The organism is Actinomadura sp. 9N407 (assembly GCF_044326315.1).
Taxonomy (GTDB): domain Bacteria; phylum Actinomycetota; class Actinomycetes; order Streptosporangiales; family Streptosporangiaceae; genus Spirillospora.
In genome coordinates this window covers 51,804-67,475 of record NZ_JBIRAW010000038.1, presented here as the reverse complement: position 1 = coordinate 67,475, position 15,672 = coordinate 51,804, and the positions used below count along the sequence as shown (strand labels likewise).

The following is a 15,672-nucleotide window of genomic DNA, read 5'->3' as shown; positions in this document are numbered from 1 at the left end:
GCGCGCGAGGGCGCGCCCGTCCCGGGCGCGCAGACCGCGAGCGGGCCCCGTCCCGGGGAGCCCCGCTCGAAGGAGCCTCGCTACGAGGAGGAGCGGGGCGGCGCGGGCACAGCCGACAACTTCCAGCGGCTGTGGACACCGCACCGGATGGCCTACATCAAGGGCGAGGGCAAGCCCACCGGCGCCGGCGCCGAGGACGGCTGCCCGTTCTGCGAGATCCCCGCGATGACCGACGACGACGGCCTCATCGTGGCCCGCGGCGAGCGCGTCTACGCGGTGCTCAACCTGTACCCGTACAACTCCGGGCACCTCATGGTCGTCCCGTACCGGCACGTGGCCGACTACACCGGGCTGGACGCGGCCGAGTACGGCGAGCTGGCCGAGCTGACCCGGCACGCCCTGACCGCGCTGCGCCGGGCGAGCGGCGCGCAGGGCTTCAACGTCGGCATGAACCTCGGCCAGGTCGCCGGCGCCGGGATCGCCGCGCACCTGCACCAGCACGTGGTGCCGCGCTGGGGCGGCGACACCAACTTCATGCCGGTCGTCGGCCACACCAAGGTTCTCCCGCAGCTGCTGCGCGACACCCGCAAGATCCTCGCCGACGCCTGGCCGTCCGCCTGACGGCCCCGCCCGGCGGCCGGGCCCCGCGGTCATCCGTGACCGCGGGGCCGGCCGTGGCCGTCAGCCGTCCCGGGAGTCCGCCGCGACCTTGTCGGTCAGGTGCGAGGGCAGCGGCTCGTACCGCAGGAAGTCGCGGTCGAACGTGCCGGTGCCCTGCGACAGCGAGCGCAGGTCGATCGCGTACCGGGTGATCTCCAGCTGCGGGACCTCCGCCTTGATCAGGGTGCGCCCGCCCGGGACCGCCTCGGTGCCGAGCACCCGGCCGCGGCGCGAGGTGAGGTCGGACATGACCGCGCCCACGTAGTCGTCGGCGATCAGCACCGAGACCACGTCGACCGGTTCCAGCAGCAGGATCGGCACCTTGGCCGCGGCGTCCTTGAGGCCCTGGGCGCCGGCCGCCTGGAAGGCCATGTCGGAGGAGTCGACCGAGTGCGCCTTGCCGTCGTGCAGCGTGACCTTGATGTCGACCAGCGGGTATCCGGCCGACACCCCGCGCGCCATCTGCTGCCGGACGCCCTTCTCCACCGACGGGATGAACTGGCGCGGTACCACCCCGCCGACGATCTTGTCGACGAACTCGAAGCCCTCGCCGGAGGCCAGCGGCTCGACGTCGATGTGGCAGATGCCGTACTGGCCGTGGCCGCCGCTCTGCTTGACGTGCCGGCCGAGGCCCTTGGCGGCGCCGCCGAACGTCTCGCGCAGCGGGACGCGCAGCTCGACCCGCTCGACCTCCACCCCGTACCGGGTGCGCAGCCGCTCGATCAGCACGTCGGCGTGCGCCTCGCCCATGCACCACAGCACCAGCTGGCGGGTCTCGGCGTTGTTCTCCAGCCGCAGCGTGGGGTCCTCGGCGACCAGCCGGCCGAGCGCCTGGCCGAGCTTGTCCTCGTCGGCCTTGGAACGGGCCCGGATCGCCACCGGGAGCAGCGGGTCGGGCATCGTCCAGGGCGCCATCAGCAGCGGGGCGTCCGGATCGGAGAGGGTGTCGCCGGTCTCGGCGCGGGCCAGCTTGCCGACCGCGCAGATGTCCCCGGCCGAGCAGGACGGCAGCACGCGCTGGGCCTTGCCGAGCGGGGAGCTCAGCGCGCCGACCCGCTCGTCCACGTCGTGGTCCTCGTGCCCGCGGTCCTCCAGGCCGTGCCCGGAGACGTGCACCGTGGAGTCGGGACGCAGGGTGCCCGAGAACACCCGGACCAGCGAGATCCGCCCCACGTACGGGTCGGAGGTGGTCTTGACGACCTCGGCGACCAGCGGGCCGTCGGGATCGCACCTGATGTCCTTGGGCGGGCCGCCGGTGACACCGGTGACGGGCGGGATGCCGTGCTCCGGCGGGGAGGGGAACGCCTGGGTGATGACCTCCAGCAGCTCCAGCATCCCGATGACCGGCCCGGGATGGTCGCCGTGCGGTACGGAGGTGGCCAGGACCGGGTAGAAGCTGCCGCGCGCCACCGCGGTCTCCAGGTCCTCGATGAGCGACTTGACCGGGATCTCCTCACCGCCGAGGTAGCGCTCCATGAGGCCCTCGTCCTCGCTCTCCTGGATGATCCCCTCGATCAGCGCGGCGCGCTGGTCGGCGATCTGGTCCAGGTAGCGCGGATCCGGGTCGCACTCGACCCGCTCGCCGGTGGAGTAGTCCAGGCAGCGCCGGGTCAGCAGCCCGACCAGCCCTTCGAGGCCGTCGCCGGAGTCGACCGGGAAGTAGCAGGGGAGTACCCCCTCGCCGAAGACGTCCTGGCAGGTCAGCACCACGTCGTCGAAGTCGCCGCGCTGCTGGTCGATCTTGGTGATGACGACCGCCCTGGGCATCGCGACGCGCGCGCACTCCTCCCACAGCAGCCGGGTGAGGCCGTCGATGCCGTCCACCGCCGAGACCACGAACAGCGCGGCGTCGGCGGCGCGCAGCCCGGCCCGCAGATCGCCCACGAAGTCGGCGTAGCCGGGGGTGTCGATGAGATTGACCTTGATGTCGCCGTGCGTCAGCGGGGCGAGCGTGAGGTTGACCGAGCGCTGCTGGCGCACCTCGACCTCGTCGAAGTCGCTGACGGTGGTGCCGTCCTCGACGCGGCCCCGCCGCTGGATCGTGCCGGTCGCGGCGAGCAGCGCCTCGACCAGCGTGGTCTTGCCCGCTCCCGAATGGCCGACCAGCGCGACGTTGCGCACCCTGTCGGGCCGGCCGGCCTCCGGTGCCCTGCCGTGGCCTCCCGGATGGCCTCCCCTATCCGCCATTGACTACCTCCTCGGACGGGCCCGCGCGGGGCCGCGTGCGGCTGAGGGCCCGGCCCCTCCGCCGGGGCCCGGTCCTGTCGTCCGAGTGCGCCGCCTGGCCACCTTCCGACGTGCGTGACCGACGTCACACCCGTGTCCACACCTTTTCCCGTGGCGGCACGGATCACAAGAGGCGGACGGCAAACGTCCGTCATCTCTTACCGCCGGACGACCGCGCCGCGCCGCCTCGACCCCTCGTGGCGGGCGCTCGCACTACGATGGGCCCGCGCTGCGCGGCCCCCCGAGCCCGGCGCGGCCCCGCGGCGAGCCTCTCGGCACGGGACCATGACCTCGACACCACAGGATCGGACGCGATGCTCAACAAACTGCGGCCCGCGCTGGGACGCGTTCTGACCCCCATCGGCCAGACCGTCGCGCGGACCGGGGTCTCGCCCAACGCCATCACCGTCATCGGCACGGTCGGCGTGCTGGCGGGCGCGCTGGGCTTCTTCCCGCGCGGCGAGTTCTTCTGGGGCACGATGGTGATCACCGCGTTCGTGCTGTTCGACATGCTGGACGGCGCGGTCGCCCGGGTCACCGGCAAGATCTCCCGCTGGGGCGCGTTCCTGGACTCCACGATGGACCGGGTCGCGGACGCGGCGATCTTCTCCGGGCTGATGATCGGGCTCTACCGGGACGGCCAGGACGTCCTGGCCGCCGTCGCGCTGTACTGCCTGGTGTCGGGCGTCGTGGTGTCGTACGCCAAGGCCCGGGCCGAGGGCCTCGGCTACACCTGCGACGTCGGCATCGCCGAGCGCGCCGAGCGGCTCATCGTGGTCCTGGTCGCGGCCGGCTTCGACGGCCTGGGCGTGCCGTTCATCCTGGCGGCGGCGCTGTGGGCGCTGGCCGTGCTGAGCACGATCACGGTCGGGCAGCGGTTCGCGACCGTACGGGCGCAGGCCATGGCCGAGCCGGCGGCCGAGGCGGCTCCGCAGGTCGAGCCCAAGACCCGGCCCGGCAAGCCGCAGGGCGGCACCGGGGCGGCCGGCCGGGCCAAGCCCCGGGCGGAGCGCCGCGCGTGACCCCCGGCATCCGGCCGCCCAAGCCGCCCAAGCTGCCCCGGCCGCCCAAACTCTCGGAGGCCCGGGACGAGGTGATGGACACCGCCTACGCCCTCGGCTGGACGGTGGTCCGCAAGATGCCCGAACGCGCCGCGCGCGCCGCGTTCACCGCGCTGGCCGACCGCACCTGGCACCGGTACGGGCCGGGCGTCCGGCAGTTGGAGCGCAACCTGTGCCGGGTGCTGGGCAAGGACGCCGTCGACGACGAGGTCCGGGTCCTGAGCAAGAAGGTGCTGCGGTCGTACTTCCGGTACTGGCTGGAGGTCTTCCGGCTGCCCGAGTACGACCGCGACCGCATCGTCGGCCGGATGCGCATCACCGGGCACGAGAAGATCTTCGAGGAGCTCGGCTCCGGCCGGGGCGTGGTGCTGGCCCTGCCGCACATGGGCAACTACGAGCACGCCGGTGCCTGGCTGGTCCACCAGGGCCACCCGTTCACCACGGTGGCCGAAAGGCTCAAGCCCGAGTCCCTTTTCGACCGGTTCGTTGAATTCCGCGAGAGTCTGGGCATGGAGGTGCTGGCGCACCGGGGGGCGTCCGCGTACGGGCGGCTCGCCCAGCGGCTGCGCGCCGGCCGGCCGGTGTGCCTGGTGGTCGACCGGGACCTCACCGAGAGCGGCATCGACGTGGACTTCTTCGGCGCGACCGCCCGGATGCCCGCGGTGTCGGCGGCACTGGCGATCCAGACGGGAGCCGCGCTCATTCCGGTCACCTTGTGGTACGAAGGCGAGTACTGGGCGGCGCGGGTCCACGACGAGATCCCGGTTCCTGACGGGGGCGTCAGACAGGAGAAGATCCAGGCGATGACGCAGCGGCTCGCGAACGTTTTCGAAGAGGGCATCCGGGAGCATCCCGAGGACTGGCACATGCTCCAGAAGGTGTGGGTCGAGGATCTGGCGGAGGGGCGCCGGGAGAGACCGGCGCCGGAAGGATCGGGACCGTGAGGATCGGCATCGTCTGCCCCTACGACTGGGACGTCCCCGGCGGCGTCCAGCAGCACATCCGCGACCTGGCCGAGGCACTGATCGAGCTCGGCCACCAGGTGTCGGTGATCGCGCCCGCCGACGACGACGCGGTGCTGCCCCCCTACGTCGTCCCGGCGGGACGCGGCGTGCCGGTGCCCTACAACGGCTCGGTGGGCCGGGTCTCGTTCGGGTTCCTGTCGGCCAACCGCGTCCGGCGCTGGATCAACGAGGGCGCCTTCGACGTCCTGCACGTGCACGAGCCCGCCGCGCCGTCGCTGGGCATCCTGGCCTGCTGGGCCGCCGAGGGCCCGATCGTCGGGACGTTCCACGCCTCGTACCAGCGCTCGCGGCTGGTGTCGGTCACCGCGCCGATCCTGCAGAGCGCGCTGGAGAAGATCACCGGCCGGATCGCGGTGTCGGAGGCGGCCCGCAACACGCTGGTGGAGCATCTGGGCGGCGACGCGGTGCTGATCCCCAACGGCGTGGCCACCGAGCGGTACGCGATGGCCGACCCGCTGCCGGGCTGGCCGGGCCGCGGCGACGGCGACGCCGCGCAGGACGGGTCCGGCGGCGTGCTGGGCTTCCTGGGCCGGATGGACGAGCCGCGCAAGGGCCTGCAGGTGCTGATGCGCGCGTTCGAGATCCTCGGCCGCGAGCGGCCCGGGCTGCGGCTGCTGATCGCCGGGCCGGGCGACGCCGACGACGTGGTCGCCAAGGTGTCGCCGGAGCTGCGCGACCGGGTGGTGATGCTCGGGCAGGTCAGCGAGGAGGACAAGGTCCGCGCCTACCACTCCGTGGACGTGTTCGTGGCCCCCAACCTCGGCGGCGAGAGCTTCGGGATCGTGCTGGCCGAGGCGATGTCGGCGGGCGCGCCGATCCTGGCCAGCGACATCGAGGCGTTCGACCGGGTGCTGCGCGGCGGCCGAGCCGGGGCGCTGTTCCCGACCGGCGACCACAAGGCACTGGCCGCCGCCGCCGGGGAACTGCTGGACGATCCCGCCCGGCGCAAGCAGCTGTCGGCCGAGGCGCGGGCGGCCGTCCGCGCCTACGACTGGTCGTCGGTGGCCCGCGACGTCCTGCGGGTGTACGAGACCGTCGCCCTGGACGGCGCCGGCGTGGTCGAGTCCGGCCGCCGAGCCTGAGAGGCGTTCGTCACACATGCCCTTCCCCGACTGGATCATCGACGTCCTGTTCTGGATCGCGGTCGTCTTCCTGATCGCCGTGTACGTCTCCTGGCGCGCGACCCGCCTCGACCGGCTGCACGTGCGGGTCGAGACGGCCCGGGCCGCGCTGGACGCCGCCCTCGTGCGGAGGGCGGCGGTCGCGCTGGAGATGGCGGCCTCCCGGCAGCTGGACCCGGCCACCAGCCTGGTGCTGGCCACCGCCGCGCACGAGGCCCGTACGGCCGATGCCGACGGGCGCGAGTTCGCCGAGAGCGACCTGTCCCGGGCGCTGCGCGCGGTCGTCGACCAGCCCGACTTCACCGAGACGCTCAAGGCCAGAGGCGACGGCCAGCCGGTCCTGGACGAGATGGCCTCGGCCTCGGCCAAGGTCGTCTACGCCCGCCGCTTCTACAACGACGCCGTCTCCGGCGCGCGGATCGCCCGCCGCAAGAGGCTGATCCGGGTGCTGCCGCTGGCCGGCCGGGCCCCGCTGCCGGGCTTCTTCGAGATCGACGACGACCCTCCGGAGGCGCTCCGGGGCTGACCGTACGGGCCGGGGCGCCGCGTGCGCGCCGGCCGTACGGGCCGGGTCACGTCGGGGGATGAACCGGACATAGTGCTTTTACGTATTCGCTACCCTCGGGCTGGTCCGCCGTTGGGAGGCAGAATCGTGGGTTTCGTGTGGGGTCCCTCGGGGACCCGTGGCCGCGTCCGGGGCCGTACGGCCGCCGGGATCGGGGCCGTCGCCCTCGGGGCCGCCCTGACCGCGTGCTCAGGCGGCTCGGGGCCGGAGACGGCCGTGCCCCCCGGCGCCGAGGGCGAGCGCCCCTCAGGCAAGCCCTCAGCCCCCGCCACGCACCCGTTCACCGGGGGCAGGAGCGGGCTCGACAATCCGGTGCTGGCCGTGAAGGTCGAGAACACCCGGCCGGCGCTGCCGCAGACCGGGGTCCGCTCGGCCGACATCGTGTACGTCGAGCAGGTCGAGGGCGGCGAGACCCGGCTGATGGCCGTGTACTCGTCCAAGCTGCCGTCCCGGGTCGGCCCGGTCCGCAGCGCCCGCATCTCCGACCTGCACATCCTCCCGCAGTTCGGGAAGCCGGCGTTCGCGTTCTCCGGCGTGCAGAGCAAGATGAAGAAGTACGTCAAGCAGGCACCGCTGTACGACATCTCGCAGGAGAACGCCGGGTCGGCCTATTTCAGGGCCGGTTCCAAGCCCATCCCGTACAACCTCTACGCCAGCCCCAAGTCGCTGCTGAAGCAGGCGCCCAAGGCGGAGGGGCCGCGCGACATCGGCTTCCGCTTCGGACCGGCCCCCGAGGGCGGCAAGCCCCTCAAGACCTTCACCGCCAAGTGGCCCTCCACCCGGATGTCGTTCACCTGGTCGGCCAAGCAGAAGCGCTGGCTGTCGGCCCACAGCGGCCGTACCAACACCGCCGCCGAGGGCGGCGTCCTGGGCGGCCAGACGGTCGTGATCCAGTACGCCAAGACCACCAGGTCCAAGTTCCACGACTTCCTCGGCAACTACACCCCGCTGATCGAGACCACCGGTACGGGCCGCGCCCTCGTCCTGCGCGACGGCAAGGCCTACGACACCCGCTGGTCGCGCCCGTCGGAGGGCAAGGGGACGACGTTCACGACGGCCGGCGGCGAGCGGATGACGTTCGCCAAGGGACAGGTCTGGATGGTCATCGTCAACGACGGCGAGCCCCGCATTCCGTAGCCCGCGCCCCTGCCGGCGGGGCGTTCCGCGCCGGTGCGCGCAACCTGTGAGAACGGGACGTGGAAGCTTGACACTCTGCCGGGTCCGATACCGGGTCGAGCAGGCAATATCATGGAAACCGACTTGCCGTCCGTTCACGTGAGGAAGACTCGTGTCCAACACTGCCAGCTCTGCCAACGACACTCCCGCCACCGGCACCGCCCGGGTCAAGCGCGGCATGGCGGAGATGTTCAAGGGCGGCGTGATCATGGACGTCGTCACCCCCGACCAGGCGAAGATCGCCGAAGACGCCGGCGCGGTCGCCGTGATGGCCCTGGAGCGGGTGCCCGCCGACATCCGCGTCGAGGGCGGCATCTCCCGGATGAGCGACCCCGACATGATCGAGGGCATCAAGGCCGCCGTCTCGATCCCGGTGATGGCCAAGGCCAGGATCGGGCACTTCGTCGAGGCCCGGGTGCTGCAGGCGCTCGGCGTCGACTACGTGGACGAGTCCGAGGTGCTCACCCCGGCCGACTACGCCAACCACATCGACAAGTGGGCGTTCACCGTCCCGTTCGTGTGCGGTGCCACCAATCTCGGCGAGGCGCTGCGCCGGATCACCGAGGGCGCGGCCATGATCCGCTCCAAGGGTGAGGCCGGCACCGGCGACGTCTCCAACGCCACCACCCACATGCGCGAGATCCGCGGCGAGCTGCGCCGCCTGCAGTCGCTGCCCGAGGACGAGCTGTACGTGGCCGCCAAGGAGCTCCAGGCCCCGTACGAGCTGGTCAAGGAGGTCGCGGAGGCGGGCAAGCTGCCGGTGGTGCTGTTCACCGCGGGCGGGATCGCCACCCCGGCCGACGCCGCGATGATGATGCAGCTCGGCGCCGAGGGCGTGTTCGTCGGCTCCGGCATCTTCAAGTCCGGCGACCCGGCCAAGCGCGCCGAGGCCATCGTCAAGGCCACCACGTTCCACGACGACCCCGACGTGATCGCCAAGGCCTCCCGCGGCCTCGGCGACGCCATGGTCGGCATCAACGTCGCCTCCCTGGGCGAGGACCAGAAGTTCGCCGGCCGCGGCTGGTGACGACCGGCCTGCACCCCTGGTGACGGGCCGCTCGTGACAGGACGAGGGGAGGGGCGCCGTAAGTGACCGGACGGTTACCTACGGCGCCCCCTCCCGCTCGCGCGGCCCAGGGTTTACGCTGGCCGCGCGGTCCTTCGGGGGCGGAACGGCCCCAGGGCGGCCCGGCCGCGAGAGGGGACGATCATGGGGTGGTCGGTCGCGCTGGCGTGTGCGAGCGCCGGTGAGCCCGCCGAGGTCTTCCGGCCCGGCCTCGACCCCGATCCCGACCCCGGGGCGGCGGCCACGCTGGCCCGCGGCCTCTACCCGGCCGCCACCCTCACCGAGACCGGCGACACCGTCCTGGACTTCGCCCTCTGGCCGTACGAGGACGAGCTGTTCGTCGGCGTCTTCGACCGCGCCGTGCTGCTGTGCGACCGGCGGCTGTTCTGCCTGGACGACGACGCCCGCCGGATCGCCGACACCGCCGCCGCCGCGCTGCCCGGCGCCCGCTGCGGCGTGCTGGTCCTGCACAGCGTGATCTCCGGCTGCTGGTTCCGCTGGTACGAGGGCGGCGAGCTGCGCCGCGACGTCTTCGTGACCGCCGAGGACGGCGTGGTCGTCGACCAGGGCGAGCGGCTGCCCGCCGAGCTCCCGTACTGGAAGGCCATCGACGAGGGCACCCCCGACGTGCCGCTGCCGTTCGACCCCGAGGAGTTCGGCCTGGCGCTGGCGGGCACCCACATGTTCGGCCGCGGCATCGCCGACCGCGGCGACGACGGCTTCCTGCCCCTGGAGCTGCCGCTGCGCCGCTTCAAGCTCTGCTGACCAGGGGAAGATCCTCCCGTTCCGGGGACGTTGTACGGTCGGAACACCACCTCCCCGGAAGGCTTCAACGTGACCGCTGTGCCCACCATCGGAGTTCTCGCCCTGCAGGGCGACGTGCGCGAGCACGCCAGGGCCCTGGAGGGCGCCGGCGCGCGCACCCTGCCCGTACGCCGCCCCGACGAGCTCGAGAGCGTCGACGCCCTGGTGATCCCCGGCGGCGAGTCCACCACGATGTGGCGGCTGGCCCGCACGTTCGAGCTGCTGGAGCCGCTGCGCAAGCGGATCGAGGCGGGGATGCCCGCCTACGGCTCCTGCGCCGGCATGATCATGCTCGCCGACCGGATCCGGGACGGCGCGGACGGCCAGGAGACCTTCGGCGGGATCGACATGACCGTCCGCCGCAACGCCTTCGGCCGCCAGGTCGACTCGTTCGAGAGCGAGGTGCGGCTGACCGGCGTGGGGGACACGCCGTTCCACGCCGTCTTCATCCGCGCCCCCTGGGTGGAGTCGGTCGGCGGCGGAGTCCAGGTGCTCGGCCGCACCGAGGGCGGCCCGAACATCGATAGGATCGTCGCCGTCCGGCAGGGACGCCTCATGGCGACCGCGTTCCACCCGGAGCTGACGGGCGACCACCGCGTGCACCACTACTTCGCCGACTTGGTGCGCCGGGCGATCGAGGAGGAGTAAGAGAATGTCCGGCCATTCCAAATGGGCGACCACCAAGCACAAGAAGGCGGCCCTCGACGCCAAGCGGGGCAAGCTCTTCGCCAAACTGATCAAGAACGTCGAGGTCGCGGCCCGTACCGGCGGCGGTGATCCCGACGCCAACCCGACCCTCTACGACGCCATCTACAAGGCGAAGAAGAACTCGGTCCCCAACGACAACATCGAGCGCGCGCGCAAGCGCGGCGCCGGTGAGGAGGCCGGCGGCGCCGACTGGCAGAACATCACCTACGAGGGCTACGCCCCCGGCGGTGTGGCCGTCCTGGTCGAGTGCCTCACCGACAACCGCAACCGCGCGGCCTCCGAGGTGCGGGTCGCGCTGACCCGCAACGGCGGCTCGCTGGCCGACCCCGGCTCGGTGTCCTACCTGTTCAACCGCAAGGGCGTCATCATCGTCCCCAAGGACGGCACCAGCGAGGACGACGTCATGATGGCCGTCCTGGACGCCGGCGCCGAAGAGGTCAACGACCTGGGCGACAACTTCGAGGTCGTGTGCGAGGCCGGCGACCTGATCCCGGCCCGCAGCGCCCTGCAGGAGGCCGGCATCGACTACGAGTCCGCCGACTCCAGCTGGCTGCCCAGCGTCTCGATCCCGCTGGACGAGGACAACGCCAAGAAGGTCTTCCGCCTCATCGACGCGCTGGAGGACAGCGACGACGTCCAGGACGTCTACGCCAACTTCGACGTCTCGGACGAGGTCCTCGCGGCCATCGACGACTGACGGTCCGTACACACCGAACGCCGCCGCGCCCGAAGCACGGCGGCGTTCGCCGTGGCGGGACCTTACCGCCACCATGACTCTCCGTGTTCATTCGTGGGCGTTCCGGCGTTGCGGCGAGGTCCGGCGGGTCGTACGGTCGAGATCATGGAGATCCGGGGGCTCGGCCAGGAGCACAGAGAAGCCGTCCGCGACCTGCTGGACAGGGCGTTCGGGCGGCGGTCGGACGCGTACTGGGAGCGGGCCTTCGAGCGCGCGCGGTCGACGCTGGGCGCCGGGCGGCAGTTCGGTGCCTTCGAGGGCGACCGGCTGGTGGCCACCGCGGTGATCCATGACATGGCCCAGTGGTGGCACGGCAGGCCGGTCTCCATGGGAGGGGTCAGCGAGGTCGCCGTGGCGCCGGAGATGCGCGGCCGCGGCATCGGGCGCGCGCTGATGACCGGGGTCCTGGAGAGCTGCGCGGCGCTCGGCCACGCGGTCTCCATGCTGTATCCGGCGACCACTCCGCTCTACCGCTCGTTCGGCTGGGAGCACGCCGGCGGGCTGCACGGGGTCCGGTTCGCCGCGGAGGCGCTGCGGTCCGTACGGGCGGAGCCCCTGGAGGTACGGCGCGCGACGCCCGACGACGCCGCCGAAGTGGCGCGAGTGATCGGGCAGGTGCACCGGGACGCGCGGGCGAGCGGGCCCGTCGACTGGGGCGAGGACCGGTGGCGGGTCCTCCTGGCCGACCCGGAGAAGTACTTCTACCTGGCCGAGGACGGCTTCCTCGAATACCGCTGGTCCGAGGGCAACGAGTGCCTCGAGGTGGGCAGGCTGGTCGCGGGATCGGAGCGGACGCTCCGCGCGCTCTGGGCCCTGGTCGGCTCGGGCTCGTCGACCGCCTCCTCCGTGACCGCGTACGTGGCGCCCCAGGACCCGGTGTTCTGGCTCACGCGGGAACGCTCCAGCGAGGAGGTGCAGCGGACCCGCTGGATGCTGCGCGTCGTGGACGCGCCCGCCGCGATCCAGGCCCGGGGTTACCCGGCCGGGGTGGCGGCCGAGGTACCCCTGATCATCGACGACCCCTGGTCGCCCGCCAACGCGGGCGCCTGGCGGCTGGAGGTCAAGGACGGTAGTGGACGGCTCGAGCGGTCGGCGGAGACCCCCGGAGCGGTCCGGGTCGGCGCGGGCGGACTGGCCGCCCTCTACTCCGGGGTGCCCACGGCCACGCTGCGGGCCGCCGGCCTGCTCGAAGGGGACGCGCCGGAGCTGGACGCGGTCTTCGCCGCCCTGCCCTTCTCGCTCGACCACTTCTGATCGTTCCGGACACTGATCGTTGCGGACACGGGGCGCGTGAGCGCGACGTATGTCCGGCCTGTTCGGTAGCGTGGCGGCTGCCGAACAGATGATCGAAGGAGTGCGTGTGCGGGTGATGGGCGTGGATCCCGGGCTCACCAGGTGCGGGGTCGGCGTGGTCGACGGCTCGCCGGGCAAGCCGCTGCGGCTGGTCCGGGTGACCGTCGTGCGGACCAGCCCCGACGACGATGTCGCCCTCCGCCTGCTGGGCATCGAGGCGGGCATCGAGGCGCTGATGGACGAGCTGCAACCCGACGCCGTCGCGGTCGAGCGGGTGTTCTCGCAGAACAACGTGCGCACCGTGATGGGCACCGCCCAGGCCGCCGGGGTCGCCATGCTCGTGGCGGCGCGCCGCGGGCTGCCGGTGGCGCTGCACACGCCCAGCGAGGCCAAGGCCGCCGTCACCGGTAACGGCCGGGCCGACAAGGCGCAGGTGACCAACATGGTGACCCGGCTGCTGCGGCTGGACGCCCCGCCCAAGCCCGCCGACGCGGCCGACGCGCTGGCGCTGGCCATCTGCCACGTGTGGCGCGGCGGCGCGCAGGCCAGGATCGACGCCGCCCGGACCAGGACCACCCGTACCGGCGACACTCGTACCAGCGACACTCGTACCAGCGACAGAGGGGGAGCAGGGCTGTGATCGCCTTCGTCAGCGGCCGGGTGGCCGCCGCCGGGCCGGACGGCGCCGTGATCGACGTGCACGGGGTCGGGATGGCGGTGCAGTGCACCCCGGCCACGCTCGCCGGCCTGCGGGTCGGCGAGCAGGCCCAGGTCCCGACCTCCCTGGTCGTACGGGAGGACTCGCTCACCCTCTTCGGGTTCGCCGACGACGACGAGCGCTCGGTGTTCGAGCTGCTGCAGACCGCCAGCGGTGTCGGCCCCCGCCTCGCCCTGGCCATGCTGGCCGTGCACACCCCCGACGCCCTGCGCCGCGCCGTGGCCACCGAGGACTTCACGTCCCTCACCAAGGTGCCCGGGATCGGCAAGAAGGGCGCCCAGCGGATCGTGCTGGAGCTCAAGGACCGGCTCGGCGGCCCGATCGGCGACGGCTCCGACGTGCGCGCCCCCGTACGGGCCGAGCCGTGGCGCGAGCAGGTCCAGATGGGCCTGGTCAACCTGGGCTGGACGGCCCGCGACGCCGACGCCGCCGTGGACGCGGTCGCCGCCGACATCGACGGCGCCGAACCCCCGCCCGTCGCCGCCCTCCTCAAGGCCGCCCTCAGGAAGCTGAGCAAGTGATTCCCGGAGGCGAGCGGAGCGAGCCAATGGGCGCGAGCGGCCGCGCGGCGGCTGGACTGAGGAGCGCAGGGAGCCTGCGACCGGAGCGACGAGGGAAGCCGTCGCGTGAGACGGCCGCGAGCCGGCGAGCGGAGCGAGCCAATGGACGCTGATCGGTTGGTCTCGGCCGCCGTGGACGGGTCCGAGGAGTCGGTGATCGAGGCCGCGCTGCGGCCCAAGAAGCTCGACGACTTCATCGGGCAGGAGCGGGTGCGCGAGCAGCTGTCGCTGGTGCTGCAGAGCGCGCTGCGGCGCGGCCGCACGCCCGACCATGTGCTGCTGTCGGGCGGGCCGGGGCTGGGCAAGACGACCCTCGCCATGATCATCGCGGCCGAGCTGGGGCAGCCGCTGCGGATCTCCTCGGGGCCGGCGATCGAGCGGGCGGGCGATCTCGCGGCGGTGCTGTCGACGATGGCGGAGGGCGAGGTGCTGTTCCTGGACGAGATCCACCGGATGGCCCGGCCCGCCGAGGAGATGCTCTACATGGCGATGGAGGACTTCCGGGTCGACGTCATGGTGGGCAAGGGGCCCGGGGCGACCGCGATCCCGCTGGAGATCGCCCCGTTCACGCTGGTGGGGGCCACGACCAGGGCGGGGATGCTGCCCGGGCCGCTGCGCGACCGGTTCGGGTTCGTGGCGCACATGGACTTCTACGAGCCGGCCGAGCTCGAGGTGATCGTCAAGCGGTCCGCGCGGCTGCTGGGGGTCGAGATCACCGACGACGCCGCCGCCGAGGTCGCGGGCCGGTCCCGGGGCACGCCGCGGATCGCCAACCGGCTGCTGCGCCGGGTCCGCGACTTCGCCGAGGTACGGGCCGACGGATCGGTCGACCTGGACCTGGCCCGGGCCGCGCTGCGCCTGTACGAGGTGGACGAGCGGGGCCTGGACCGGCTCGACCGGGCCGTGCTGGGGTCGCTGATGCGCAAGTTCGGCGGCGGGCCGGTCGGGCTGTCCACGCTGGCGGTGTCGGTGGGGGAGGAGCCGGAGACCGTGGAGGTCGTCGCCGAGCCTTTCCTGGTCAGGCTGGGGCTGCTGGCCAGGACGCCGCGAGGGCGGATCGCCACGCCGGCCGCCTGGGCGCATCTGGGGCTCACCGCACCCGCTTCGGCCCCCATGGCCGGTACGCTGTTCGAACTGGACGACGACGCCGAGCCGCCCGAGCAGTGATCACGAACTGACATGCGGCCCGTAACGGGTTGGGAACTTCACCGGGCTCCCGATCGTCACGTCGTTGCCCGGTGTCTGGCGTACTCTCTAGACTCCGGGACTCGGTCACCCCGTGCCCGGCCGGCCGCTCCATCGGACACCGTATTCAGGTGACAGGCCGGGCAAACCACATCGGAAGGACGCCCCAGTGATGGGCAGCGACATGATTATTGCGGCAGAGCAGGGTGGCAGCGGAGCGTTCAACCTTCTGCTTCTGCTGGCCGTTCCCCTGGTCTTCTACTTCCTGCTGATCCGCCCGCAGAGCAAGCGGCGCAAGCAGCAGATGGAGATGCAGAGCAATCTGCAGCCGGGCGCCAAGGTCGTGACGACCAGCGGGATGCACGCCAGCGTGGTCTCCGTCGACGACGACGGCATCGTGCTGGAGATCTCCCCGGGCGTCGAGGCGCGGTTCGTCAAGGCGGCCGTGATGAACGTCGTCAAGTCCACCGGGGAGGACGTCGACCTCACCGAGGACGAGGACGAGGACGACGAGGACGAGGACCTCACCGAGGACGACGAGGCCAAGACCGACCTGTCGAAGTCCGGCGCCAAGGCCGACCTCGGCAAGTCCGACGCCAAGGCCACGGACGAGGACGGCGAGACCGGCGAGGACGCGGAGTCCGCGGGTGCCACCGCGGTCGGCAAGGGGTCGAAGAAGTCCTCGGGCTGACCCGGCCCCGACATCAGTGACGACGGGAAGTTAACCGACCAGTGGCTCCGCCTAGAAGCAACGTACCCAAGCCAGGG

Annotated in this window: 16 protein-coding genes; 15 read left to right on the top strand and 1 reads right to left on the bottom strand. The window is 72.4% G+C overall.

All coding sequences use genetic code 11. The features are described 5' to 3' along the window. The first annotated feature begins 129 nt into the window (after positions 1–129). Positions 130–621, top strand: coding sequence for an HIT family protein (locus ACH34Q_RS39935; RefSeq protein ID WP_395988423.1), 492 nt, complete (start codon positions 130–132; stop codon positions 619–621). Between the two features lie 60 nt (positions 622–681). On the opposite strand, the gene ACH34Q_RS39930 is transcribed toward ACH34Q_RS39935, so the two are convergent. Continuing rightward, positions 682–2,847 (bottom strand): elongation factor G-like protein EF-G2, encoded by a 2,166-nt coding sequence (locus ACH34Q_RS39930; protein WP_395988391.1) that lies wholly within the window; start codon positions 2,845–2,847, stop codon positions 682–684. Between the two features lie 353 nt (positions 2,848–3,200). Between ACH34Q_RS39930 and pgsA the strand changes: the two genes are divergently transcribed. The 14 genes from pgsA to yajC all read left to right on the top strand — a co-directional run bounded on the left by pgsA (position 3,201) and on the right by yajC (position 15,595). Beyond that, the gene (gene pgsA / locus ACH34Q_RS39925) at positions 3,201–3,908 is read left to right on the top strand and encodes a phosphatidylinositol phosphate synthase (protein ID WP_395988390.1); all 708 of its coding nucleotides are present in this window, start codon (positions 3,201–3,203) and stop codon (positions 3,906–3,908) included. After that, positions 3,905–4,891: a phosphatidylinositol mannoside acyltransferase gene (locus ACH34Q_RS39920; protein ID WP_395988389.1), complete on the top strand. Its 987-nt coding sequence runs from the start codon at positions 3,905–3,907 to the stop codon at positions 4,889–4,891. The genes pgsA and ACH34Q_RS39920 overlap by 4 nt, the downstream gene beginning before the upstream one ends. After that, on the top strand, positions 4,888–6,054 hold the full coding sequence (locus tag ACH34Q_RS39915; RefSeq protein WP_395988388.1) for a glycosyltransferase family 4 protein: 1,167 nt from the start codon (positions 4,888–4,890) through the stop codon (positions 6,052–6,054). The genes ACH34Q_RS39920 and ACH34Q_RS39915 overlap by 4 nt, the downstream gene beginning before the upstream one ends. A gap of 16 nt (positions 6,055–6,070) precedes the next feature. Then, positions 6,071–6,619, top strand: coding sequence for a hypothetical protein (locus ACH34Q_RS39910; protein WP_395988387.1), 549 nt, complete (start codon positions 6,071–6,073; stop codon positions 6,617–6,619). Between the two features lie 126 nt (positions 6,620–6,745). After that, positions 6,746–7,795 carry a DUF3048 domain-containing protein gene (locus tag ACH34Q_RS39905; protein ID WP_395988386.1) on the top strand — a complete coding sequence of 350 codons (1,050 nt, stop codon included), beginning with the start codon at positions 6,746–6,748 and terminating at the stop codon, positions 7,793–7,795. A gap of 151 nt (positions 7,796–7,946) precedes the next feature. Next, positions 7,947–8,861: a pyridoxal 5'-phosphate synthase lyase subunit PdxS gene (gene pdxS, locus ACH34Q_RS39900; protein WP_395988385.1), complete on the top strand. Its 915-nt coding sequence runs from the start codon at positions 7,947–7,949 to the stop codon at positions 8,859–8,861. Between the two features lie 183 nt (positions 8,862–9,044). Beyond that, complete coding sequence (locus ACH34Q_RS39895) at positions 9,045–9,665, top strand: DUF6928 family protein (protein ID WP_395988384.1); 621 nt, start codon at positions 9,045–9,047, stop codon at positions 9,663–9,665. A gap of 69 nt (positions 9,666–9,734) precedes the next feature. Further along, a complete protein-coding gene (gene pdxT / locus ACH34Q_RS39890; protein ID WP_395988383.1) occupies positions 9,735–10,352 on the top strand; it encodes a pyridoxal 5'-phosphate synthase glutaminase subunit PdxT in 618 nt (205 codons plus the stop codon). A gap of 4 nt (positions 10,353–10,356) precedes the next feature. Further along, positions 10,357–11,109 carry a YebC/PmpR family DNA-binding transcriptional regulator gene (locus tag ACH34Q_RS39885; RefSeq protein ID WP_395988382.1) on the top strand — a complete coding sequence of 251 codons (753 nt, stop codon included), beginning with the start codon at positions 10,357–10,359 and terminating at the stop codon, positions 11,107–11,109. Between the two features lie 144 nt (positions 11,110–11,253). Beyond that, complete coding sequence (eis, locus tag ACH34Q_RS39880) at positions 11,254–12,402, top strand: enhanced intracellular survival protein Eis (protein WP_395988381.1); 1,149 nt, start codon at positions 11,254–11,256, stop codon at positions 12,400–12,402. A 106-nt stretch (positions 12,403–12,508) separates the two neighbouring features. Further along, positions 12,509–13,081, top strand: a complete 573-nt coding sequence (gene ruvC, locus ACH34Q_RS39875) for a crossover junction endodeoxyribonuclease RuvC (protein ID WP_395988422.1) — start codon at positions 12,509–12,511, stop codon at positions 13,079–13,081. Beyond that, on the top strand, positions 13,078–13,680 hold the full coding sequence (gene ruvA, locus ACH34Q_RS39870; RefSeq protein WP_395988380.1) for a Holliday junction branch migration protein RuvA: 603 nt from the start codon (positions 13,078–13,080) through the stop codon (positions 13,678–13,680). The genes ruvC and ruvA overlap by 4 nt, the downstream gene beginning before the upstream one ends. 141 nt (positions 13,681–13,821) lie before the next feature. Beyond that, positions 13,822–14,886, top strand: coding sequence for a Holliday junction branch migration DNA helicase RuvB (gene ruvB, locus ACH34Q_RS39865; protein WP_395988379.1), 1,065 nt, complete (start codon positions 13,822–13,824; stop codon positions 14,884–14,886). Between the two features lie 202 nt (positions 14,887–15,088). Then, on the top strand, positions 15,089–15,595 hold the full coding sequence (gene yajC, locus ACH34Q_RS39860) for a preprotein translocase subunit YajC (RefSeq protein WP_395988378.1): 507 nt from the start codon (positions 15,089–15,091) through the stop codon (positions 15,593–15,595). The last annotated feature ends 77 nt before the right edge of the window (positions 15,596–15,672 follow it).

Excerpts from the sequence above, each read along its gene's own strand:
- ruvB (WP_395988379.1), top strand. The coding sequence starts at position 13,822 with ATGGACGCTGATCGGTTGGTCTCGGCCGCCGTGGACGGGTCCGAGGAG.
- ACH34Q_RS39885 (WP_395988382.1), top strand. The coding sequence starts at position 10,357 with ATGTCCGGCCATTCCAAATGGGCGACCACCAAGCACAAGAAGGCGGCC.
- pgsA (WP_395988390.1), top strand. The coding sequence starts at position 3,201 with ATGCTCAACAAACTGCGGCCCGCGCTGGGACGCGTTCTGACCCCCATC.
- eis (WP_395988381.1), top strand. The coding sequence starts at position 11,254 with ATGGAGATCCGGGGGCTCGGCCAGGAGCACAGAGAAGCCGTCCGCGAC.
- ACH34Q_RS39910 (WP_395988387.1), top strand. The coding sequence starts at position 6,071 with ATGCCCTTCCCCGACTGGATCATCGACGTCCTGTTCTGGATCGCGGTC.
- ACH34Q_RS39930 (WP_395988391.1), bottom strand. The coding sequence starts at position 2,847 with ATGGCGGATAGGGGAGGCCATCCGGGAGGCCACGGCAGGGCACCGGAG.
- ACH34Q_RS39895 (WP_395988384.1), top strand. The coding sequence starts at position 9,045 with ATGGGGTGGTCGGTCGCGCTGGCGTGTGCGAGCGCCGGTGAGCCCGCC.
- yajC (WP_395988378.1), top strand. The coding sequence starts at position 15,089 with ATGATTATTGCGGCAGAGCAGGGTGGCAGCGGAGCGTTCAACCTTCTG.